Below are 21318 nucleotides of genomic sequence, written 5' to 3'. Positions count from 1 at the left end.
TCGCTTCGGCGGGCTTTTTGCTTTTCTGCGTTTCTACGTTTGGATAAATGGGCGCAACATTCGGCGCCCCATGTCATCACAGACCTAATGCATACTTCAGCGCCCGCTCTTTCAACTTGCCCGCCCTTTCCGCCACCATCAACGCCAGATTGCGCGCCACGCCCAGCGGAGCCAGGTTATTGCTGAACGCGGTATAAAACAGATCCATGCCGCTTTGCATCAGCAGGTTATCGGTACGACGACGGCGCTGATAGCGCATCAGCACCTCTTCACTCGCCCAATCCTCTCCCTGCTCACGGGCGTCGGCCACGATCTCTAGTAACGCATCCACATCGCGATAGCCAAGGTTCACCCCCTGCCCGGCCAGCGGGTTGATGGTATGCGCAGCATCGCCGAGCAGCACCAGCCCGGATTGCACATAGCGTTGCGCGTGACGGCGCACCAGCGGGAATGATCCGGCGGCATGAGCCTTCACCGTGCCCAAGCGGGAGGGGAAAGCCGCCGCAATCTCTTGTTCGAGTTGCGCCATAGGTAACGCCTGCAACTGGCGAATACGCTGCGGACTGTCATACCACACCAGCGTTGCCCACTGGTCGTACAACGGCAGAAACGCGCGTGGGCCAGTGGGGAGGAATTGCTGCCAGGTCACATCCTGCTGCGGTTGATCGGTTTCCACGGTGATCAACATGCAAGACTGACGGTATTGCCAACCGCTGGTGCCAATCGCCGCCAACTTGCGCACCTGTGAGTGAGCACCGTCGGCACCCACCACCAAATGCGCCTGTATGGCCTCTGACGAGCTTAATGTCACCTGCCATTGGTCATCGGCTCGATGCATCGCCTGCAGCCTGGCAGGGCAGTACAGCGTTAAATTCTCGCACTGTACCAACTGCTGCCATAGCGCGAGCTGCAAAATACGGTTCTCGACCATAAAACCCAGTTCTGGCAGTCCCAGCGTTGCAGCATCAAACGCCACCCGTGAGGACTCCCATTCCCAGGTTTCCAGCCCGCGGTAGGGTGCCGATCTCATCTGCAACACCGCAGGCCAGGCATCAAGCTGCTTCAACAAGCCAACGGAGGTGCAGCCAATAGCGGAGATCCGCAGGTCCGGCGGGCTTTGGGGATCGAACGTATCTGGAGCCTCATGCTCTAACAAAGCGACCGATAACCCGGCGCGAGCCAGCCCCAGTGCGGCAGCGGCTCCCACCATCCCACCGCCAACCACCACGGCATCAAAGCATTTTTGTGAAGTGTTCATTTTGGCTATACTTTTGGTTAAAAGGGCATCTTGGTTCAGTGTACCGGATTTTTAATCTGGCTTCAGGTCGCATGCTACTGCCACTTCGCTGGTCACCAGCGCGCCAAATGATTACAATGGCCTTCCTGCATGGCGCGTAACGCAATTTTCTCTCCGCACTGAGTAATGGCAAGTCAATGACGAAAAAACTACATATCAAAACCTGGGGCTGCCAGATGAACGAGTACGACTCATCGAAAATGGCAGATTTACTGGGAAGCACACACGGCTTCGAGTGGACTGAAAACGCTGAAGAAGCGGATGTGTTGCTGCTCAATACCTGCTCGATCCGCGAGAAGGCGCAGGAAAAGGTTTTCGCGTTGTTGGGCCGTTGGAAGCAACTGAAAAAGAACAACCCCGATCTGATTATTGGCGTCGGCGGCTGCGTTGCTTCACAGGAAGGGGAACATCTGCGCCAGCGCGCGCCCTGCGTTGACATCGTTTTTGGCCCGCAGACATTGCACCGCCTGCCGGAGATGATCAACCACGTGCGCGGTTCGCATAGCCCGATCGTGGACATCAGCTTCCCGGAAATCGAAAAGTTCGACCGCCTGCCGGAACCCCGTGCCGACGGGCCAACCGCCTTTGTCTCGATCATGGAAGGCTGCAACAAATACTGTACTTTCTGCGTGGTGCCTTACACCCGCGGTGAGGAAGTCAGCCGCCCAAGCGATGATGTGCTGTTTGAAGTTGCCCAGCTTGCCGCCCAAGGCGTACGCGAAGTGAACCTGCTGGGCCAGAACGTCAACGCCTATCGTGGCGCAACCTTTGACGGTGGCATCTGCTCATTTGCCGAACTGCTGCGCCTGGTGGCCTCCATCGACGGGATCGATCGCATCCGCTTTACCACCAGCCACCCGATTGAGTTCAGCGATGACATTATCGCAGTGTATGAAGATACGCCCGAGCTGGTCAGCTTCCTGCATCTGCCGGTACAAAGCGGTTCAGATCGCATTCTGACCATGATGAAACGCGCCCACACGGCGCTGGAATACAAAGCGATTATCCGCAAGCTGCGTCAGGCTCGGCCCAATATCCAGTTCAGCTCCGATTTCATTGTCGGTTTCCCAGGGGAAACCCAGGCCGATTTTGAACAGACCATGAACCTGATTGCCCAGGTGAATTTCGACACCAGCTTCAGCTTTATCTACTCTTCGCGCCCCGGCACTCCGGCAGCAGACATGGTTGACGACGTCAGTGAGGAAGAGAAAAAACAGCGACTGTATCTGCTGCAAGAACGGATCAACCAGCAGGTGATGCAATTCAGCCGCCGTATGCTGGGCACCGTGCAACGTATTCTGGTCGAGGGCACCTCACGCAAGAGCGTGATGGAACTCTCTGGCCGCACCGAATGCAACCGGACGGTCAACTTTGAGGGCACCCCAGATTTGATCGGCCAGTTCGTCGACGTCGAAATTACTGAAGTGTTAACCAACTCTCTGCGCGGTACCCTGGTCCGCACCGAACAGCAGATGGAACTGCGCGTGCACCAATCCCCTCAAGTGGTGATTGCACGTACCCGTAAGGAAGATGAGCTGGGCGTCGGTAGCTACCAACCCTGATCGCCCCGCCACCTTGGCATTTTCCTTTTTCTCTGCCGGGCAGTCATTGTCCGGTAATTTTGTTTTTTATTTTGATTATGAGGCGACACAATAATGCAACTCCCACACTGCCCGAAGTGCAATTCCGAATACACCTACCAGGATAACGCCCTGTTCATCTGCCCTGAGTGCGCCCATGAGTGGAGCGACAGCGCGGCCGTTGAAGATGCCGATACCCTGATTGTCAAAGATGCCAACGGTAACCTGCTGGCCGATGGCGATGCGGTGACCGTGGTCAAGGATCTGAAGGTCAAAGGCAGCTCTTCCATGTTGAAGATCGGCACCAAGGTGAAGAACATCCGCCTGGTCGAAGGCGATCACAACATCGATTGCAAAATCGACGGCTTTGGCCCGATGAAGCTGAAATCCGAATTTGTGAAGAAGAGCTGATTTCCGCTGTTAACCTGCTGTTGGGCCAAACTATTTGGCCCAATTCTGCCCCCTCCCCCCTTGAATTCCCTTCGCTGCGCACAGATAGATCAGAGGTAAACTTGCGCCAGTGCGGTACACCATGAATAATTCAGGGTAGAGCTGTTCGGGGGTTGCCCTGAATGCCCGCGCTGAAATCGCGTTACGTGACATCAACCAGGCCCTGTTGAGCCTTGAGGAATCGTTTGAACGTCGCAACACAAGAAATCCTGTTGGAGCCCGCAGACAACCAACGCTTGTTGAGCCTGTGCGGCCCGTTTGATGACAACATCAAACAACTCGAACGTCGGCTGGGGATTGAAATCAACCGCCGTGACAACCGTTTCAAGCTGGTCGGTAAAAACCTGTGCGTGGTTGCCGCCGCCGATATTCTGCGCCATCTGTATGTGGATACCGCGCCGATCCGTGGCGTGACCCCAGATATCGATCCGGAACAGATCCACCTAGCCATCAAAGAGAGCCGGGTGCTGGAGCAGGTGGCAGACAGCGTGCCGGATTACGGCAAATCGGTCACCATCAAGACCAAGCGCGGCATGGTGAAGCCCCGCACGCCGAACCAGGCGCAATATATCGCCAATATTTTCGCCCATGACATCACCTTTGGCGTTGGCCCGGCGGGTACCGGTAAAACCTATCTGGCGGTTGCGGCTGCGGTAGATGCGCTGGAGCGCCAGGAAATCCGGCGTATCCTGCTGACCCGCCCGGCGGTTGAAGCTGGCGAGAAGCTGGGCTTCCTGCCGGGGGATCTGAGCCAGAAAGTCGATCCGTATCTGCGCCCGCTGTATGACGCCCTGTTTGAAATGCTGGGCTTCGAGCGCGTGGAAAAGCTGATCGAGCGTAACGTGATCGAAGTTGCGCCGCTGGCCTACATGCGTGGCCGTACGCTGAATGACGCCTTTATCATTCTCGATGAAAGCCAGAACACCACCATCGAACAGATGAAGATGTTCCTGACGCGTATCGGTTTCAACTCGAAAGCGGTGATCACCGGCGACGTGACCCAGATCGACCTGCCACGTAATCAGAAATCCGGCCTGCGCCATGCGGTGGAAGTGCTGTCTGAGGTGGAAGAGATCAGCTTTAACTTCTTCCACAGCGAAGACGTGGTGCGCCACCCGGTAGTGGCCCGTGTGGTGGTCGCCTATGAAGCCTGGGAAGCCGCCGAACAAAAACGCAAAGACGCCATCGCCGAACAACGTAGACGTGAGGCACCGGTTGCCTCCGAACAGGAAACACCATGAGCCAGGTTATTCTGGATTTACAAATTGCCTGCGCCAGCAGTGAAGGATTACCGGATGAAGCCACCTTCCAGCGCTGGCTGGAAGGGGTATTGCCACAGTTTCAGGAAGAGGCCGAAGTCACTATCCGCCTGGTGGATGAGGCGGAAAGCAATGAGCTGAATCTGACCTATCGTGGTAAAGACAAGCCCACCAACGTGTTATCATTCCCGTTCGAGGCACCGCCGGAAGTCGAACTGCCGCTGTTGGGTGATTTGATTATTTGCCGTCAAGTGGTTGAACAGGAAGCGGTTGAGCAACAGAAAGCGCTGGAAGCACACTGGGCGCATATGGTTGTTCACGGTAGCCTTCATCTGCTAGGGTATGACCACATCGAAGACGATGAAGCCGAAGAAATGGAATCTTTGGAAACCGAGATAATGCAGGAGATGGGTTACCCAGACCCTTACCTCGCGGAAAAAGATCCCATCTGATGTTAGCTGAGCACCCCGCAGCCCCGATTGGGGCTGTCGCTAATTTTGATAACTCAATAGAGTGATATTAACTAAAACGCCATGAGCGACGACCATTCACAAAGCAATGACAGCCCCAGTCCCAAGAAGGGGTTCTTTACTCTTATCCTTAACCAGCTGTTCCACGGTGAACCCAAAAACCGTGGCGATCTGGTAGAGCTGATCCGTGATTCCGAGCAAAACGACCTGATCGATCCCGATACCCGTGACATGCTGGAAGGCGTGATGGATATCGCCGAGCAGCGCGTGCGCGACATCATGATCCCACGCTCCCAGATGGTGACGCTCAAGCGTAACCAAACGCTGGAAGAGTGCCTGGACGTGATTATCGAATCCGCCCACTCGCGCTTCCCGGTGATCAGCGAAGATAAAGATCACATCGAAGGTATTCTGATGGCCAAGGACCTGCTGCCGTTTATGCGCGCGGACTCTGAGCCGTTCAGCATCGACAAGGTGCTGCGTACCGCCGTGGTGGTACCGGAAAGCAAGCGGGTTGACCGGATGCTCAAGGAGTTCCGCTCCCAGCGTTATCACATGGCGATTGTCATTGATGAATTCGGCGGCGTCTCTGGCCTGGTGACCATCGAAGATATTCTGGAGCTGATTGTCGGGGAAATTGAGGACGAATATGACGATGAGGAAGATCGTGACGTTCGCCAACTGAGCCGCCACATGTTCACCGTGCGGGCGCTGGCGCCGATCGAAGACTTCAACGACACCTTCGGCACCCATTTCAGCGACGATGAGGTGGACACCATCGGCGGTCTGGTGATGCAAGCCTTCGGCCACCTGCCTGCGCGCGGGGAAACCATTGAAATCGAAGGTTACCTATTTAAAGTTGCGATGGCCGACAGTCGACGTATTATCCAGGTTCATGTCAAAATTCCGGACGACGCCCCGCAACCGAAACTGGAAGAATAACTTATCCATGGCTAAAGCCTCATTACTTGATCGCCAGCGGGTTCGCGCCCTGCTGGCGCTGTTGACCGGTGCCTGTGGCACGCTGGCCTTCTCCCCTTACGATATCTGGCCTGCGGCCATTGTTTCGCTGTTCGGCCTGCTGGCCGTAACCCTCAACCGCACGACCAAACAATCCGCCCTGCTCGGTTTCTGCTGGGGCATGGGGCTGTTCGGTAGCGGCGTGAACTGGGTTTACGTCAGCATTGCCGACTTCGGCGGTATGCCGTTTGCCATCAATATCTTCCTGGTCGTGCTGCTGGCCGCCTATCTTTCGCTGTATACCGGGTTGTTCGCCGGTTTACTGACGCGGATCTGGCCACGTACCACCTGGTGGCGGCTGGCCATTGCCGCTCCGGCTCTATGGCAACTGACCGAGTTCCTGCGCGGTTGGGTGCTGACCGGTTTCCCCTGGTTGCAATTTGGTTATACCCAGATCGACGGTCCGCTGAAAGGCATTGCACCATTGCTCGGCGTGGATGCGATCACGCTGATCCTGATGTCCCTCAGCGGCCTGCTGGTCTTTGCCCTCAATCAGCGGCGCATCACCCCGGCGGTCATTGCTATCGCCATGTTGTTGATGCCGTGGCCGCTGCGCCAGATCCACTGGTTTACGCCGCAGCCGGATAAAGCGGTGAACGTCGCCATGGTGCAGGGCAATATCGAGCAGTCGATGAAATGGGATCCGAAGGCGTTGCTCAGTACGCTGCAAACCTATCTGGATGAGAGCCGTCCGTTGATGGGCAAAGTGCCAATCATCATCTGGCCAGAGTCGGCTATTCCCGATGTAGAGAGCAATCAGAACGGTTTCCTGACCATGATGGACGATCTGATGCGCGCCAAGAACAGCAGCCTGATCACCGGCATTGTGGATGCTCGCGCTACCCAGCAAGGCACGCAGTTCTTCAACAGCGTGATCGTGCTTGGCGAGGAACAGCCTTACAGCTACCCGGCAGCCAATCGCTATGACAAACATCACCTGGTGCCCTTTGGTGAGTTTGTGCCGTTGGAAACGCTGCTGCGCCCGTTGGCTCCGTTATTCGACCTGCCGATGTCCTCGTTCAGCCGTGGTAACTATGTGCAGCCGCAGCTCAGCGTACGCGGTTATAACCTGACGGCAGCCATCTGCTATGAAATCGTGCTGGGCCAGCAGGTGCGCGATAACTTCCGCCCGGATACCAACTTCCTGCTGACCGTGTCCAACGATGCCTGGTTCGGCCATTCCATCGGCCCATGGCAGCACTTCCAAATGGCGCGTATGCGTTCATTGGAACTGGGCAGGCCGTTGCTGCGTAGCACCAATAACGGCGTCACCGCCGTCGTTGGCCCAACCGGCGAAGTGTTGGCATCCATCCCACAGTTCACCCGCAAAGTGCTGGAAGTGAAGGTGACACCCACTACCGGCATCACGCCATATGCCCGCTTTGGCTCTGCGCCAGTGTGGATCATCACCGTGCTGCTGGGTGGCATCGCGCTGCTCATTAGCTGGCGCCGCAGATAAGTTCTCCTTGGGCACGGTGCCTTACCGTGCCCTCTTCATTTCTTGTTGCCCCCTCCCTTCTGATGTTTCTGGCATGCTCCTTGCTTTAATTACCCTGTAGAACGTTGCTGATTTACTTTAACTGACATCTTGTCGCATCCGTGCACAACTCCAGCGCAAGTCTCGCACCTCGGTGGTGCATCAGGGGTTTATTGCATTCATTTGGTGCGCGTGATGTCGCAAAAAATGAAACAACTTAGTTTCATCTTGTTCACAATCGGTTATTTTCTATCGTAAATCGGCATTAGGACTATCTTTATAGCTCAGCCGTATTAACCCGCCCTCCCTGAGTGCGGGCAATCACAACAGCACAGGAGTTGGACCATGCAAATGCGCAAATTGGCGTTATCGTTACTGCTGATCGGGATGGCGAGTAGCGTAGCCCATGCGGAAGAACTGACCGGTACGCTGAAGAAAATCAAAGATAACGGCGTGATTGTTGTTGGCCACCGTGAATCCTCAGTTCCGTTCTCCTACTACGATAATCAGCAGAAAGTTGTGGGTTACTCCCAGGACTATTCCAACCAAATCGTTGATGCCATCAAGAAGAAATTGAACGAGCCCAATCTGCAGGTGAAAATGCTGCCGATCACCTCGCAAAACCGCATTCCGTTGTTGCAAAACGGCACCTTCGATTTTGAGTGTGGCTCGACCACCAACAACCTCGAGCGCCAGAAACAGGCTGCCTTCTCTGACACCATCTTCGTCGTCGGTACCCGTCTGCTGGTCAAGAAAGGCTCCGACATCAAAGACTTTAAAGATCTGGCCGGTAAAGCCGTGGTCGTCACTTCAGGCACCACTTCCGAAGTGTTGCTCAACAAGCTGAACGACAAAGATCAGATGAAAATGCGCATCATCAGTGCCAAAGACCACGGTGATTCCTTCCGCACCCTGGAAAGTGGCCGTGCGGTGGCGTTTATGATGGATGATGCCCTGCTGGCAGGCGAACGCGCCAAGGCCAAACAGCCGGATCAGTGGGAAATCATTGCCACTCCGCAGTCCAAAGAAGCCTATGGCTGCATGATGCGTAAAGACGATCCACAGTTCAAAAAACTGGTGGATGACACTATCGCTCAAGCTCAGACTTCTGGCCAGGCAGCCAAATGGTTTGAGGTCTGGTTCAAACAGCCAATCCCACCGAAAAACCTCAACATGAACTTCGATCTGTCCGACGACATGAAGCAGTTGTTTAAAGAGCCGAACGACAAAGCACTGAACTAATCTAAAAAGATCAAGCCAGCCAAGCTGGCTGTTGTAGATGACCGTAACAGGACAGACAGGTATGCGGGGGGCCGTTCCCCTCCCGCATTCTTTCCTAGACACGATTCAAGGCACACCAAAAAGCCAGCCTGACTGGCGTGCGCCACGATTACACGGTCATCAAGTTGTAAGGTGTTCTGCACCTGTTTAACGGAGTTCGTTATGTCAATAGATTGGAACTGGGGTATCTTTCTGCAGCAGGCCCCGTTTGGGAATACCACCTACCTGGGCTGGATCTGGTCCGGCTTTCAGGTTACGGTCGCCCTCTCCGTCTGTGCATGGATTATTGCCTTCTTTGTCGGTTCACTGTTCGGTATCTTGCGTACCGTGCCCAACCGTTTTCTCTCCTCACTAGGTACCTGTTACGTCGAACTGTTCCGTAACGTGCCACTCATCGTCCAATTCTTTACCTGGTATCTGGTGATGCCGGAGCTGCTGCCAGCCGATATCGGCATGTGGTTCAAGAGCGAGCTCGATCCCAACGTGCAATTTTTTGTTTCTTCCATGCTGTGCCTTGGGTTGTTTACCGCTGCGCGCGTTTGCGAGCAGGTGCGTGCCGCAATCCAATCCCTGCCCCGCGGCCAGCAGGCTGCCGGGCTGGCAATGGGCCTGACGCTGCCACAAACCTATCGCTACGTGCTGCTGCCCAACGCCTATCGGGTGATCGTGCCGCCGATGACCTCGGAAATGCTCAACCTGGTCAAAAACTCCGCCATTGCCTCAACCATCGGGCTGGTGGATATGGCCGCTCAGGCCGGGAAGCTGCTGGATTACTCCGCACACGCCTATGAATCCTTTACTGCCATCACCCTCGCCTATATCGCTATCAACGCGGTCATCATGCTGTTTATGCGTATTGTCGAGAAGAAAGTGCAGTTACCTGGCCATATGGGGAGTAAATAATGTACCAATTTGATTGGGGATCGATTGTCCCAAGCTTCCCGTATCTGCTGCAAGGGCTGGTCGTCACGCTGAAAATCACCGTGACGGCTATTGTGTTCGGTATCCTCTGGGGCACCGTTCTCGCAGTGATGCGCCTGTCGCCGATCAAGCCGATCAGTTGGTTTGCGGCGCTGTACGTCAACCTGTTCCGGTCCGTACCGTTGGTGATGGTGCTGCTCTGGTTCTATCTGGTGGTTCCAAGCTTATTACAACAAGTTCTTGGGCTGTCACCGAAAACCGATATTCGCCTTATCTCGGCTATGGTAGCCTTTTCGCTGTTTGAAGCCGCTTACTACTCGGAAATTATCCGGGCAGGCATTGAAAGCGTCTCGCGCGGTCAGTCCTCTGCCTCACTGGCGTTGGGCATGACCCAGTGGCAATCGATGCGGCTGGTGATCTTGCCGCAGGCGTTCCGCGCCATGGTGCCGCTGCTGCTGACCCAAGGGATCGTGTTGTTCCAGGATACCTCGCTGGTATACGTTCTTAGCCTGGCCGACTTCTTCCGCACCGCGTCAACCATTGGTGAGCGTGACGGTACACAGGTGGAAATGATCCTGTTCGCCGGTTTGGTCTATTTTGTTATCAGTCTCGCCGCCTCGGCGCTGGTAAGCTATTTGAAGAAAAGGACTGTTTGATGATATCCCTGAAAAATGTTTCTAAGTGGTACGGTCACTTTCAGGTTCTGACCGACTGCACCACCGAAGTCAAAAAAGGCGAAGTGGTGGTGGTCTGCGGTCCTTCCGGCTCAGGTAAATCGACCCTGATTAAAACCGTCAACGGGCTGGAGCCGATCCAGAAAGGCGATATCGAGGTTAACGGTATTCAGGTCAACAACAAGAGCACCAACCTAGCGCAACTACGCTCCAAAGTGGGGATGGTGTTCCAACATTTTGAACTGTTCCCTCACCTGTCGATCATTGAAAACCTGACGCTGGCGCAGGTTAAAGTCCTCAAGCGCGACAAGGCCGCCTCACGCGATAAAGCCTTGAAGCTGCTGGAGCGCGTGGGCCTGTCGGCACATGCCGAAAAGTTCCCAGGGCAGCTCTCTGGTGGCCAGCAGCAGCGCGTGGCGATTGCCCGTGCGCTGTGTATGGATCCGATCGCCATGCTGTTTGATGAACCCACCTCGGCGCTCGATCCGGAAATGATCAACGAAGTGTTGGACGTGATGGTCAAGCTGGCGCAGGAAGGGATGACCATGATGGTGGTGACCCACGAAATGGGCTTTGCCCGTAAGGTAGCCCATCGGGTGATCTTTATGGATGAAGGGAAGATTGTGGAAGACACCAATAAGGATGACTTCTTCAACAACCCGCAGTCAGAACGTGCCAAAGACTTTTTGGCCAAAATCCTGCATTGATGTACCAGATGCGCCCTGCCCCCCAGGGCGCATCAATAGTGCTTGTTTGTTTCGCACTTTCCCCCGATCCTCATAGACCCCGATGAACTTAAAGCTGCCGCTAGCAAGACGACACGTAAATACCCTATAGATTTCAAGTTGCAGCTAGGCGACAAGCTATCTCATCCCCAGGAGCTTACGTTTTTGTAAGTGGCTGGAGTGAGATAGCGCAGGTAACAACGCCGCAGCTTGAAAGATGACGGGTATAACGATAACGCTGAAGGAGAAAGTGATGCCCCGCCCTATTATTATCGATTGTGATCCAGGTCTTGATGACGCTATTGCCCTTGCCATGGCGCTACGCGCCCCTACGTTAGATGTTAAAGCCGTCACCACTTCCGCCGGTAACCAGACACCGCAAAAAACCCTGCATAACGCACTCGGCCTGCTGACGCTGATGCAACGACAAGATGTCCTGGTCGCTGGCGGTGCCGCCAAGCCCTTGATGCGCGATCTGGTGATTGCCGACTACGTGCACGGTGATACCGGTATGGGCAACACCCATTTGCCAGCACCGGATTTTCAGCCAGTCAAGCAAACTGCGGTCGAGTTAATTGCCGATCTGCTACGTACCAGCCCAGAGCCGATTACGCTGGTGGTAACCGGCCCGATGACCAATATTGCCTTGCTGCTGTCACAGCACGCAGAGTTGAAAAGCAAGATTGAACGCATCGTGTTTATGGGCGGTGGGCTGAATGCTGGCAACACCACGCCGGTGGCCGAATTCAATATCTACGTCGATCCGGAAGCGGCCGAAATTGTGCTGCAATCCGGCGTGCCTCTAACCATGGCCGGGTTGAACGTCACCCATCAGGCATTGGTGTTACCGCAGGATATCGAACGCATCCGTAGCATTAATAATCCGGTGGCGGCAGCGGTAGCCAGCATGCTCGATTTCTACCTGCCGTTGTATCTCAGCCACCCGCGCGGCCTGCCGGGTGCCGCCATGCACGATCCTTGCACCATCGCCTGGCTGCTGGCCCCGGAGCTGTTTGAAAGCCGTGAGCTGTGGGTGGGTGTGGAGACCCAAGGCCAATACACCGTGGGCATGACGGTAGTGGATGAGTTTGGCCAAAACGGTAAACCGGCCAACGTCGAGGTGTTGACCCATATCAACCGCCAGGGCTTTATCGATCTGATGGTCGAGTGTGTTTCACGTTACTAAATGACCCCTCACCCTAACCCTCTCCCACAGGGAGAGGGAACCGATCGAGCGGGCCTGAAAATACGGTGATACACCTTGGATGAGAGGACTTGTTGATTTTTCTGCGTAATTCCTTTACTCCCTACTTCCCGAAGCAGCACAAACCAACCAAGTGCTCCAGACAGTTCCCTCGCCCTTTGGGAAAGGGTTGGGATGAGGGAACCGAATGTGCCACAACTTTACGACACTCTCTGCATCAGCCCCGTGACGGCTCCCCCCTGCACCTGAACACAACTCCGAACCCGCTTTTTACCGCTACGCCGAGGCCTCTGGCAGGTGGGGATTATGCAGGTTAGCCGACCGTTGAGCGCAGGGATGCGCGATTGCGAGCCCCCATGGACGGGTTTACGGCGTGTCGGCGTTCTACATAATCCCCAGCTGTAACATCCATCGTCACAGCTATTTAACCTAACATCTCTGCCAATATATCAAGGTTCAAACGGCCGGCGTTGGAACTGATCGTGGCCGCACTTCGGGCACAAAGGCAGCACTTCCGGGGTATAGAAAGCCAGATGGTGATGGCATTTCTCACACACCAGATTGCCCAGCCCGACCACCTCGCCGCTGTGGTAGACGCCGTGATGGCTGACATCCTTAAACACCTCTCGCCACTCTAACTGGGTTTTATCGGTGATATCCGCCAATTCCTGCCACAGGCTTTCTTTAATCACGCGCATAAACACGCTGTCGGTGAATTCCTCCCGGCTCTCTTGATAGCTGCGGGCGAACTCTTCCAAATCGCGGCGCACCGCCCGGGTCAACTGCTCCACTTCCGTACGGCTGAGTTCCTCCACCTCGTTCAAACGTTTCTCGGCGCTGGCGACCAATTGGTCAATGTCACGCTCACCGTTCTTTAAACGTTCCGTCAGTGATGTCACCAACTCGCGGTAATACTGAGCAACCTTGTTCATAGCTTCTCCTCGATGAACTACTGCGACAGGACTTCTCCCCTAAAACTACTCGTTATTATTTTAGTCGTAAATCACTGATGTGGCTTGGCAAGGTGAGGTTTTGGCAGATTGTGAGTCACATCATGGCACAGATATTCTTTTAATACGTCGAGTCAGACCGCTTGGTGTTGTTGCTGGCAGGTCTTATCAGCTATGCTATGCAGATCTATAGATACTCACAGAATGCTACGGATGTAGCTGTTACACACCTACAGGACCATCGGCCGCCATGCAAGAGCAATACCGCCCCGAAGAGATAGAATCGAACGTACAGCTTCACTGGCAAGAGAAGCAAACTTTCAAGGTTACCGAAGACGCCAGCAAGGAAAAGTATTACTGCCTATCCATGCTGCCATACCCTTCTGGTCGTCTGCACATGGGTCATGTTCGGAACTACACCATTGGCGACGTGATCTCCCGCTACCAGCGTATGCTGGGCAAAAACGTGCTACAGCCAATTGGCTGGGATGCGTTTGGCCTGCCAGCCGAAGGCGCGGCGGTAAAAAACAAAACCGCACCGGCCCCTTGGACCTACGACAACATCGAATATATGAAGAACCAGCTGAAACTGCTGGGCTTCGGCTATGACTGGGATCGCGAGATCGCCACCTGCGATCCTGACTACTACCGTTGGGAGCAGTGGTTCTTCACCAAGCTGTACGAAAAAGGCATGGTCTACAAGAAGACTTCGGCGGTGAACTGGTGCCCACACGATCTGACCGTACTGGCCAACGAACAGGTTATCGACGGCTGCTGTTGGCGCTGTGATACCAAAGTTGAGCGTAAAGAGATCCCACAGTGGTTTATCAAAATCACCGATTACGCCGATCAACTGCTCAACGACCTGGACACGCTGGAAAGCTGGCCAGAGCAGGTGAAAACCATGCAGCGCAACTGGATTGGCCGTTCCGAAGGGGTAGAAATCACCTTCGACGTTGCCGACAGCGCTGAGAAAGTCACCGTTTACACCACCCGCCCAGACACCTTTATGGGTGCTACCTATGTCGCCGTTGCCGCAGGTCACCCGCTGGCACAGCAGGGCGCGGTCAACAACCCGGCGCTGACAGACTTCATCGACGAATGCCGCAACACCAAGGTTGCCGAAGCCGAAATGGCCACCATGGAGAAGAAAGGCATGGCCACCGGCCTGTTTGCCATCCATCCGTTGAGCGGTGAGAAGCTGCCAATCTGGGTAGCCAACTTCGTCCTGATGGAATACGGCACTGGCGCGGTAATGGCCGTCCCTGGCCACGATCAGCGTGACTGGGAATTCGCCACCAAATACGATCTGCAGATCAAACCGGTCATTTTGAACCTGGATGGCAGCAAGCCAGACGTCAGCGCCGAAGCGATGACTGAAAAAGGCACCCTGTTCAACTCCGGTGAATTCGACGGCCTGGATCACCTGGCAGGCTTTAACGCCATCGCCGACAAGCTGGTGGCCAAAGGCGTCGGCCAGCGCAAGGTGAACTACCGTCTGCGCGATTGGGGCGTGTCCCGTCAGCGCTACTGGGGTGCTCCAATCCCAATGGTCACCCTGGAAGACGGCACCGTAATGCCAACGCCAGAAGACCAGCTGCCGGTCATCTTGCCGGAAGATGTCGTGATGGACGGCATCACCAGCCCGATCAAAGCCGATCCCGAGTGGGCAAAAACCACCGTTAACGGCCAGCCGGCGCTGCGTGAAACCGACACCTTCGACACCTTTATGGAATCTTCCTGGTACTACGCGCGCTACACCTGCCCGCAGTACGATAAAGGCATGCTGGATCCGGCTGCGGCCAACTACTGGCTGCCGGTCGATCAATATGTTGGCGGGATCGAACACGCCATCATGCACCTGATGTATTTCCGCTTCTTCCACAAGCTGATGCGCGACGCTGGCCTGGTCGATTCAGACGAGCCAGCCAAACGCCTGCTGTGCCAAGGCATGGTGTTGGCCGATGCCTTTTACTACACCGGCACCAGCGGCGAACGCGTCTGGGTATCTCCGGTTGATGCCACCGTCGAACGCGACGAGAAAGGCCGCATTGTCAAAGCAACCGATCCTGAAGGCCGCGAACTGGTCTATGCTGGCATGAGCAAAATGTCGAAGTCGAAGAACAACGGCATCGACCCGCAAGTGATGGTTGAAAAATACGGCGCAGATACCGTGCGTCTGTTTATGATGTTTGCTTCCCCAGCCGAAATGACGCTGGAATGGCAAGAGTCTGGCGTTGAAGGGGCTAACCGCTTCCTCAAGCGCGTCTGGAAACTGGCTTACGACCACGTTGAGCAAGGGGCGGTTCAGCCACTGAACGTCAGCGAGCTCAATGAAGATCAGAAAGCCCTGCGCCGCGACGTGCATAAAACCATCGCCAAAGTAACCGACGATATCGGCCGCCGCCAGACCTTCAACACCGCCATCGCCGCCGTGATGGAACTGATGAACAAGCTGGGCCGTGCGCCGCAGGAAAGTGAACAGGATCGCGCGCTGCTGCAAGAGGCCTTGCTGGCCGTGGTACGTATGCTGTATCCGTTCACGCCACACGTCTGCTTCACCCTGTGGCAGGCGTTGAACGCCGAAGGCGACGTAGACACGGCACCATGGCCGGTAGCAGACGAAGCCGCCATGGTGGAAGATTCCAAACTGGTGGTGGTACAGGTTAACGGCAAAGTGCGGGCAAAAGTCACCGTGCCAGCCGATGCTACCGAAGAACAAGTGCGTGAGCGCGCCGCCCAGGAACATCTGGTGGCCAAATATCTGGAAGGGGTCACGGTACGTAAAGTGATCTATGTTCCAGGCAAATTGCTTAACCTGGTTGTGGGTTAACTCAAGGAGGCTTTGTGCGACATCGTATTCTGACGTTGTTGCTGGGGTTGGCGGTGCTTGTCACCGCCGGCTGCGGTTTTCATCTGCGCGGCACCGCGCAGGTGCCCACAGAATTGCATACGCTGATCCTGGACAGCTATGATCCCTTTGGCCCACTGACCCGTGCCGTGCGCGAGCAATTGCGTCTAAGCGGGGCTACCGTGGTCAAATACGATCCGGCCCACAAGGAAGTCCCGTCACTGCGCATCGTCAATTCGACGCAAAGCCAGGATACGGTTTCGATCTTCCAGGACGGTAAAACGGCCGAATTTCAATTGGTGATGACGGTTCAGGCCCAGGTATTGATCCCAGGGCATGATATCTACCCGATCAACGTCAAAGTCTTCCGCTCTTTCTTTGATAACCCGTTAACCGCCTTGGCCAAAGACGCCGAGCAGGACATCATTATGCAGGAAATGCGTGAGCAGGCTGCCCAGCAAATTCTGCGTAAGATGCTGGCGGTGCACGCAGCGGTGCAAGAAACACAAAAAAAAGCCGCTATCGCTGGTGAAAAAGCGGCCAGTACCCCAGCACAATGATCCGTCTTTATCCTGAACAACTTGCCGCGCAGCTCCGAGAGGGGCTGCGCGCTTGTTATTTATTGAGCGGTAATGAACCCTTGTTGCTGCAGGAAAGCCAGGATCTGATCCGCCAGGCCGCCCAACAGCAGCAGTTCACCGAGCATTACAGCATTTCCCTGGATGTCCATACCGACTGGGATGCCATCTTCAGTATCTGCCAAGCCATGAGCCTGTTTGCCAGCCGGCAAACCCTGTTGCTGATTTTCCCCGAGAACGGCCCAACGGCCCCGATCGGCGAGCAACTGCTCAAGCTGGCCGCTTTGCTGCATGACGATATCCTGTTGGTACTGCGCGGCCCACGCCTGACCAAAGCCCAGGAGAACAGCGCCTGGTTCAAGGCTCTCAGCGCCAATGGCGTCATGGTCAGTTGCCAAACGCCGGAACAGGCACAGCTGCCGCGTTGGGTTGCCCAGCGAGCCAAATCCATGCAGCTGGATCTCGATGACGCAGCCAATCAACTGCTGTGTTACTGCTATGAAGGCAACCTGCTGGCTCTTTCGCAGGCGTTGGAACGACTTTCGCTGCTGCACCCCGATGGTAAACTGACGTTGCCCCGCGTAGAGCAGGCGGTAAACGATGCAGCCCACTTCAGCCCGTTCCACTGGCTGGATGCCCTGCTGGCAGGCAAGAGCAAACGTGCCTGGCATATCCTGCGGCAACTCCAGCAAGAGGATGTCGAGCCGGTGATCTTGCTGCGTACCCTGCAACGGGAACTGCTGATGCTGCTGAACCTTCAACGCCGCATGGCGCACACCCCACTGCGTACGCTATTCGATCAGCTCAAGGTCTGGCAGAACCGCCGTAGCCTGATTACTCAGGCTCTACAACGCCTTTCGGGTGAACAATTGCGGCAGGCAGTACACCTGTTGGCGCAAATTGAGCTCACCCTCAAGAAAGACTACGGCCAGTCGGTTTGGCCGGAGCTGGAAACCCTGTCGATGCTGCTCTGCGGCAAACCTCTGGCCACGAGTGTCACCGATGCCTACTAGCCCGCAACAGCCACATACCCTGCACGCCTTTTTCGGTGGCACCTTTGACCCAATCCACTACGGCCATCTGCGCCCGGTGGCGGCCTTGGCTGAAGAAGTCGGCCTTGATAAGGTCACGTTGTTGCCCAACCATGTGCCTCCTCATCGGCCACAGCCGGAGGCCAACGCGCAGCAGCGGCTAACCATGGTTGAGCTGGCCATCGCAGGTACCCCGTTATTTGCCGTGGACGATCGTGAATTGCACCGCACCACCGCGTCCTACACCATCGAGACTTTCGAAACGATTCGTAAAGAACGTGGCGCCGCAGCGCCTCTGGCGTTTATTATTGGCCAGGACTCGCTGCTGAGCCTGCACAAATGGCATCGCTGGCAAGACCTGTTGCACTTCTGCCACCTGTTGGTGCTGGCGCGCCCGGGTTATAACCAGCAGATGGATACGCCAGAACTGCAACGCTGGCTGGAACAGCACCAAATCACCGATGCCGCCCTGCTCAGCCGCCAGCCGCACGGGTTTATCTACCTGGCAGATACCCCTTTACTGGAGATATCCGCCACCGAGATACGCCAGCGCCGTCACCAAGGCATCAGCTGTGACGATTTACTGCCGCGCCCGGTGCAGCGTTATATCGAGTTACAGGGTTTATATCGATAGGCCGCATGCTATACTGCGCCGCTATTTTTCAGGTATCCGCTGAAAACCCCAAGGATCTTGGCTAGCTGGGCAAAACCAGCAGGCTTTCAGCGGCATCCTGCCGAAACCATCACGATTCAGGCCAGTGACTTTGGGCAGTTGCCCTCAGCTTCCTGATGAACAGAACAACCCGAGGGGGAACCTTTGCAAGGTAAAGCGCTCCAAGATTTCGTTATCGATAAAATTGATGACATGAAAGGCCAGGATATTGTCGCTCTAGATGTTCAGGGCAAATCCAGCATCACCGACTGCATGATCATCTGTACCGGCACTTCAAGCCGCCATGTGATGTCGATTGCCGAACACGTCGTGCAAGAAGCCCGCGATGCCGGTATGGAACTGTATGGCATGAAAGGCCAGGCCGTTTCCGATTGGGTAGTGGTCGATCTGGGCGAAGTGATTGTGCACGTGATGCAGGAAGAAAGTCGCCAATTGTACGAACTGGAAAAGCTCTGGGGTTAAGCGGTGAAACTGCAATTGGTTGCAGTCGGCACCAAAATGCCCGACTGGGTGCAGACCGGCTTTATGGATTACCTGCATCGCTTTCCGAAAGATATGCCGTTTGAACTGACCGAGATCCCGGCGGGCAAACGCGGCAAGAATGCGGATATCAAACGCATTCTGGAAAAAGAAGGCGAGCAGATGCTGGCAGCGGTGGGCAAAGGTAACCGCATCGTTACGTTGGATATCCCAGGCACCCCGTGGGAAACGCCCCAGTTGGCACAACAGCTCGAGCGCTGGAAACAGGATGGCCGCAACGTCAGCCTGTTGATTGGCGGCCCTGAGGGGCTGGCTCCGGCCTGTAAAGCCGCCGCGGAGCAAAGCTGGTCGCTTTCCCCGTTAACGTTACCGCATCCTTTAGTGCGTGTTTTGGTGGCAGAGAGCCTCTACCGCGCCTGGAGTATTACTACAAATCATCCTTACCACCGGGAGTAACCGGTGGTGACAGTAACAGAGTGAAAAAAAGCAGCGGGATGAAAATAGAACGTAACCCTTTTCGCGACTATACGGCCGAGTCCGCCCTGTTTGTACGCCGCGCCGTGGTGGCGTTTTTTATCATTCTGGTGCTGACAGGCATCCTGATTGCCAATCTGTATAATCTGCAAATCGTGCGTTTTGAAGATTACCGCACCCGCTCCAATGAAAACCGCATCAAGCTGCTGCCTATCGCCCCCAGCCGCGGCATAATTTACGATCGTAACGGAACCCCGCTGGCGCTTAACCGCACCATTTACCAGTTGGAACTGATGCCGGAGAAGGTGGACGATCTAAAAGCCACGCTGGAGGCCTTACGCCCGGTGGTCGATCTCACCGACGACGATATCGCCAACTTTGAAAAAGAACGCAAGCGCTCGCGCCGTTTCGTCTCGATCCCGGTGAAAACCCCACTGACCGAAGTGCAGGTGGCCCGTTTTGCCGTCAATCAATTCCGCTTCCCCGGCGCGGAAGTCAAAGGCTATCAACGCCGCTATTATCCTTATGGGTCTGCCCTCACCCACGTGATCGGTTACGTGTCGAAAATTAATGACCGCGACCTCGAGCGCCTGGACAAAGACGGCCAGCTACGCAACTATGCCGCCACCCATGATATCGGCAAGCTGGGTATCGAACGCTATTATGAAGATGTCCTGCATGGCAAAACCGGCTATGAGGAGGTTGAAGTCAACAACCGTGGCCGGGTGATCCGCCAATTGCATGAGCAACCCCCTTCCGCCGGTAAAGACGTTTATCTTACGCTGGATCTCAACCTGCAACGCTATATCGAGCAGTTGCTGGTGGGTAGCCGTGCAGCCGTCGTGGTCAGCGATCCGCGCACCGGGGGAATTTTGGCGATGGTTTCCAACCCTAGCTACGATCCCAACCTGTTTGTTGATGGTATCTCCAACAAGGATTATCAGGGGCTGCTCAACGATCCGAACCGCCCGCTGATCAACCGTGCCACCCAAGGGGTGTACCCTCCGGCCTCCACGGTTAAACCCTATATTGCCGTTTCCGCCCTAAGTGCCGGGGTGATCACCAAAAATACCGTCGTGTTCGATCCGGGCTGGTGGCAATTGCCAGGGTCAGAGAAACGCTTCCGCGACTGGAAAAAATGGGGCCATGGCCGCCTCAACGTCACCAAAGCGCTGGAGGAATCTGCGGATACCTACTTCTATCAGGTAGCGTACGACATGGGGATCGATCGCCTGTCCACCTGGCTGACCAAATTCGGCTACGGGGAATATACCGGTATCGATCTTTCCGAAGAGCGTTCCGGCCTGATGCCAACCCGCGACTGGAAATTCAAACGTTACAAGAAACCGTGGTATCAGGGCGACACCATTCCGGTGGGCATCGGCCAGGGCTACTGGACCGCTACGCCAATCCAGATGGCCAAGGCGCTGAACACCCTGATTAACGACGGCAACGTCAAAGATCCGCATCTGCTGCAAAGTACCAAGATCAACGGCGTATTGGTGCCGTTCAAGCAAAAAGAGAGCAAGCAGATCGGCGATATCCATTCAGGCTTCTGGGAAATAGCCAAAGACGGCATGTACGGCGTTGCCAACCGGCCTAACGGCACGGCGCGCAAGTTCTTTGACAAGACACCGTATAAAGCCGCGGCAAAATCGGGTACCGCGCAGGTATTCGGCTATGAAACCTATAACGCCCACAAACTCGCTGAACACCTGCGGGACCATAAATTGATGACCGCCTTTGCGCCCTACGATAACCCAACGGTTTCGGTGGCCATCATTTTGGAGAACGGCGGTTCAGGCCCGGCGGTAGGTACCATTACCCGCCAAATCCTCGACCACATCCTGTTGGGCGACAACAATACGCAATTACCGGATGCAGTACCGCTGCCGCCAGGTATAGAAGGTGATTAAGGTAGAA

20 protein-coding genes are annotated in these 21318 nt (G+C 55.4%); 18 read left to right on the top strand and 2 right to left on the bottom strand.

Annotated elements, in window-relative coordinates; translation table 11 throughout:
* Window positions 1-76: 76 nt before the first annotated feature.
* Entirely contained in the window at window positions 77-1258 is a 1182-nt protein-coding gene (ubiF, locus tag AC6HVW_RS07290) for a 3-demethoxyubiquinol 3-hydroxylase (protein WP_071682277.1), read from the bottom strand.
* Between the two features lie 176 nt (window positions 1259-1434).
* Between ubiF and miaB the strand changes: the two genes are divergently transcribed.
* From miaB to rihA, 11 genes are all read left to right on the top strand, one after another.
* Window positions 1435-2859 carry a tRNA (N6-isopentenyl adenosine(37)-C2)-methylthiotransferase MiaB gene (gene miaB, locus AC6HVW_RS07285; protein WP_071682278.1) on the top strand — a complete coding sequence of 475 codons (1425 nt, stop codon included), beginning with the start codon at window positions 1435-1437 and terminating at the stop codon, window positions 2857-2859.
* 93 nt (window positions 2860-2952) lie between these two features.
* The gene (locus AC6HVW_RS07280; protein WP_021179990.1) at window positions 2953-3288 is read left to right on the top strand and encodes a zinc ribbon domain-containing protein YjdM; all 336 of its coding nucleotides are present in this window, start codon (window positions 2953-2955) and stop codon (window positions 3286-3288) included.
* A 224-nt stretch (window positions 3289-3512) separates the two neighbouring features.
* The gene (locus AC6HVW_RS07275) at window positions 3513-4568 is read left to right on the top strand and encodes a PhoH family protein (RefSeq protein WP_024483192.1); all 1056 of its coding nucleotides are present in this window, start codon (window positions 3513-3515) and stop codon (window positions 4566-4568) included.
* Window positions 4565-5038: an rRNA maturation RNase YbeY gene (ybeY, locus tag AC6HVW_RS07270; protein WP_024483193.1), complete on the top strand. Its 474-nt coding sequence runs from the start codon at window positions 4565-4567 to the stop codon at window positions 5036-5038. Before AC6HVW_RS07275 ends, ybeY begins: the two co-directional genes overlap by 4 nt.
* A gap of 81 nt (window positions 5039-5119) precedes the next feature.
* Entirely contained in the window at window positions 5120-5998 is an 879-nt protein-coding gene (gene corC, locus AC6HVW_RS07265) for a CNNM family magnesium/cobalt transport protein CorC (RefSeq protein ID WP_021179993.1), read from the top strand.
* Between the two features lie 7 nt (window positions 5999-6005).
* Window positions 6006-7535, top strand: a complete 1530-nt coding sequence (lnt, locus tag AC6HVW_RS07260; RefSeq protein WP_071682279.1) for an apolipoprotein N-acyltransferase — start codon at window positions 6006-6008, stop codon at window positions 7533-7535.
* Window positions 7536-7898: 363 nt separating this feature from the next.
* On the top strand, window positions 7899-8795 hold the full coding sequence (locus AC6HVW_RS07255) for an amino acid ABC transporter substrate-binding protein (RefSeq protein WP_071682280.1): 897 nt from the start codon (window positions 7899-7901) through the stop codon (window positions 8793-8795).
* Between the two features lie 201 nt (window positions 8796-8996).
* Window positions 8997-9737 (top strand): amino acid ABC transporter permease, encoded by a 741-nt coding sequence (locus tag AC6HVW_RS07250; RefSeq protein ID WP_021805326.1) that lies wholly within the window; start codon window positions 8997-8999, stop codon window positions 9735-9737.
* Entirely contained in the window at window positions 9737-10411 is a 675-nt protein-coding gene (gene gltK, locus AC6HVW_RS07245) for a glutamate/aspartate ABC transporter permease GltK (RefSeq protein WP_021805327.1), read from the top strand. The genes AC6HVW_RS07250 and gltK overlap by 1 nt, the downstream gene beginning before the upstream one ends.
* Entirely contained in the window at window positions 10411-11136 is a 726-nt protein-coding gene (locus AC6HVW_RS07240) for an amino acid ABC transporter ATP-binding protein (protein WP_021179998.1), read from the top strand. Before gltK ends, AC6HVW_RS07240 begins: the two co-directional genes overlap by 1 nt.
* Before the next feature lie 271 nt (window positions 11137-11407).
* Window positions 11408-12340 carry a pyrimidine-specific ribonucleoside hydrolase RihA gene (gene rihA, locus AC6HVW_RS07235; protein WP_071682281.1) on the top strand — a complete coding sequence of 311 codons (933 nt, stop codon included), beginning with the start codon at window positions 11408-11410 and terminating at the stop codon, window positions 12338-12340.
* 467 nt (window positions 12341-12807) lie between these two features.
* Here rihA and AC6HVW_RS07230 read toward each other — a convergent pair whose 3' ends face one another.
* Complete coding sequence (locus AC6HVW_RS07230) at window positions 12808-13290, bottom strand: zinc ribbon-containing protein (protein ID WP_021180000.1); 483 nt, start codon at window positions 13288-13290, stop codon at window positions 12808-12810.
* A gap of 268 nt (window positions 13291-13558) precedes the next feature.
* Here AC6HVW_RS07230 and leuS point away from each other — a divergent pair, with 268 nt between their 5' ends.
* From leuS to mrdA, 7 genes are all read left to right on the top strand, one after another.
* Window positions 13559-16141 carry a leucine--tRNA ligase gene (leuS, locus tag AC6HVW_RS07225; RefSeq protein ID WP_065686404.1) on the top strand — a complete coding sequence of 861 codons (2583 nt, stop codon included), beginning with the start codon at window positions 13559-13561 and terminating at the stop codon, window positions 16139-16141.
* Between the two features lie 14 nt (window positions 16142-16155).
* On the top strand, window positions 16156-16719 hold the full coding sequence (gene lptE, locus AC6HVW_RS07220) for an LPS assembly lipoprotein LptE (RefSeq protein WP_071682282.1): 564 nt from the start codon (window positions 16156-16158) through the stop codon (window positions 16717-16719).
* Entirely contained in the window at window positions 16716-17750 is a 1035-nt protein-coding gene (gene holA / locus AC6HVW_RS07215) for a DNA polymerase III subunit delta (RefSeq protein ID WP_071682283.1), read from the top strand. The genes lptE and holA overlap by 4 nt, the downstream gene beginning before the upstream one ends.
* Entirely contained in the window at window positions 17740-18402 is a 663-nt protein-coding gene (nadD, locus tag AC6HVW_RS07210) for a nicotinate-nucleotide adenylyltransferase (protein ID WP_021805332.1), read from the top strand. The genes holA and nadD overlap by 11 nt, the downstream gene beginning before the upstream one ends.
* A gap of 183 nt (window positions 18403-18585) precedes the next feature.
* Window positions 18586-18903, top strand: coding sequence for a ribosome silencing factor (rsfS, locus tag AC6HVW_RS07205; protein WP_021180005.1), 318 nt, complete (start codon window positions 18586-18588; stop codon window positions 18901-18903).
* A 3-nt stretch (window positions 18904-18906) separates the two neighbouring features.
* Window positions 18907-19377: a 23S rRNA (pseudouridine(1915)-N(3))-methyltransferase RlmH gene (gene rlmH, locus AC6HVW_RS07200; protein ID WP_004949595.1), complete on the top strand. Its 471-nt coding sequence runs from the start codon at window positions 18907-18909 to the stop codon at window positions 19375-19377.
* A 38-nt stretch (window positions 19378-19415) separates the two neighbouring features.
* Window positions 19416-21311, top strand: coding sequence for a peptidoglycan DD-transpeptidase MrdA (mrdA, locus tag AC6HVW_RS07195; RefSeq protein WP_037375141.1), 1896 nt, complete (start codon window positions 19416-19418; stop codon window positions 21309-21311).
* The last annotated feature ends 7 nt before the right edge of the window (window positions 21312-21318 follow it).

Source organism: Serratia sp. NCCP-200, from assembly GCF_059697885.1.
This window is presented reverse-complemented; position numbering and strand designations above follow the sequence as displayed.

Coding starts and splice junctions, on each gene's coding strand:
- ubiF (WP_071682277.1), bottom strand. CDS start 1,258: ATGAACACTTCACAAAAATGCTTTGATGCCGTGGTGGTTGGCGGTGGG.
- miaB (WP_071682278.1), top strand. CDS start 1,435: ATGACGAAAAAACTACATATCAAAACCTGGGGCTGCCAGATGAACGAG.
- AC6HVW_RS07280 (WP_021179990.1), top strand. CDS start 2,953: ATGCAACTCCCACACTGCCCGAAGTGCAATTCCGAATACACCTACCAG.
- ybeY (WP_024483193.1), top strand. CDS start 4,565: ATGAGCCAGGTTATTCTGGATTTACAAATTGCCTGCGCCAGCAGTGAA.
- corC (WP_021179993.1), top strand. CDS start 5,120: ATGAGCGACGACCATTCACAAAGCAATGACAGCCCCAGTCCCAAGAAG.
- lnt (WP_071682279.1), top strand. CDS start 6,006: ATGGCTAAAGCCTCATTACTTGATCGCCAGCGGGTTCGCGCCCTGCTG.
- AC6HVW_RS07255 (WP_071682280.1), top strand. CDS start 7,899: ATGCAAATGCGCAAATTGGCGTTATCGTTACTGCTGATCGGGATGGCG.
- AC6HVW_RS07250 (WP_021805326.1), top strand. CDS start 8,997: ATGTCAATAGATTGGAACTGGGGTATCTTTCTGCAGCAGGCCCCGTTT.
- gltK (WP_021805327.1), top strand. CDS start 9,737: ATGTACCAATTTGATTGGGGATCGATTGTCCCAAGCTTCCCGTATCTG.
- AC6HVW_RS07240 (WP_021179998.1), top strand. CDS start 10,411: ATGATATCCCTGAAAAATGTTTCTAAGTGGTACGGTCACTTTCAGGTT.
- rihA (WP_071682281.1), top strand. CDS start 11,408: ATGCCCCGCCCTATTATTATCGATTGTGATCCAGGTCTTGATGACGCT.
- AC6HVW_RS07230 (WP_021180000.1), bottom strand. CDS start 13,290: ATGAACAAGGTTGCTCAGTATTACCGCGAGTTGGTGACATCACTGACG.
- leuS (WP_065686404.1), top strand. CDS start 13,559: ATGCAAGAGCAATACCGCCCCGAAGAGATAGAATCGAACGTACAGCTT.
- holA (WP_071682283.1), top strand. CDS start 16,716: ATGATCCGTCTTTATCCTGAACAACTTGCCGCGCAGCTCCGAGAGGGG.
- nadD (WP_021805332.1), top strand. CDS start 17,740: ATGCCTACTAGCCCGCAACAGCCACATACCCTGCACGCCTTTTTCGGT.
- mrdA (WP_037375141.1), top strand. CDS start 19,416: ATGAAAATAGAACGTAACCCTTTTCGCGACTATACGGCCGAGTCCGCC.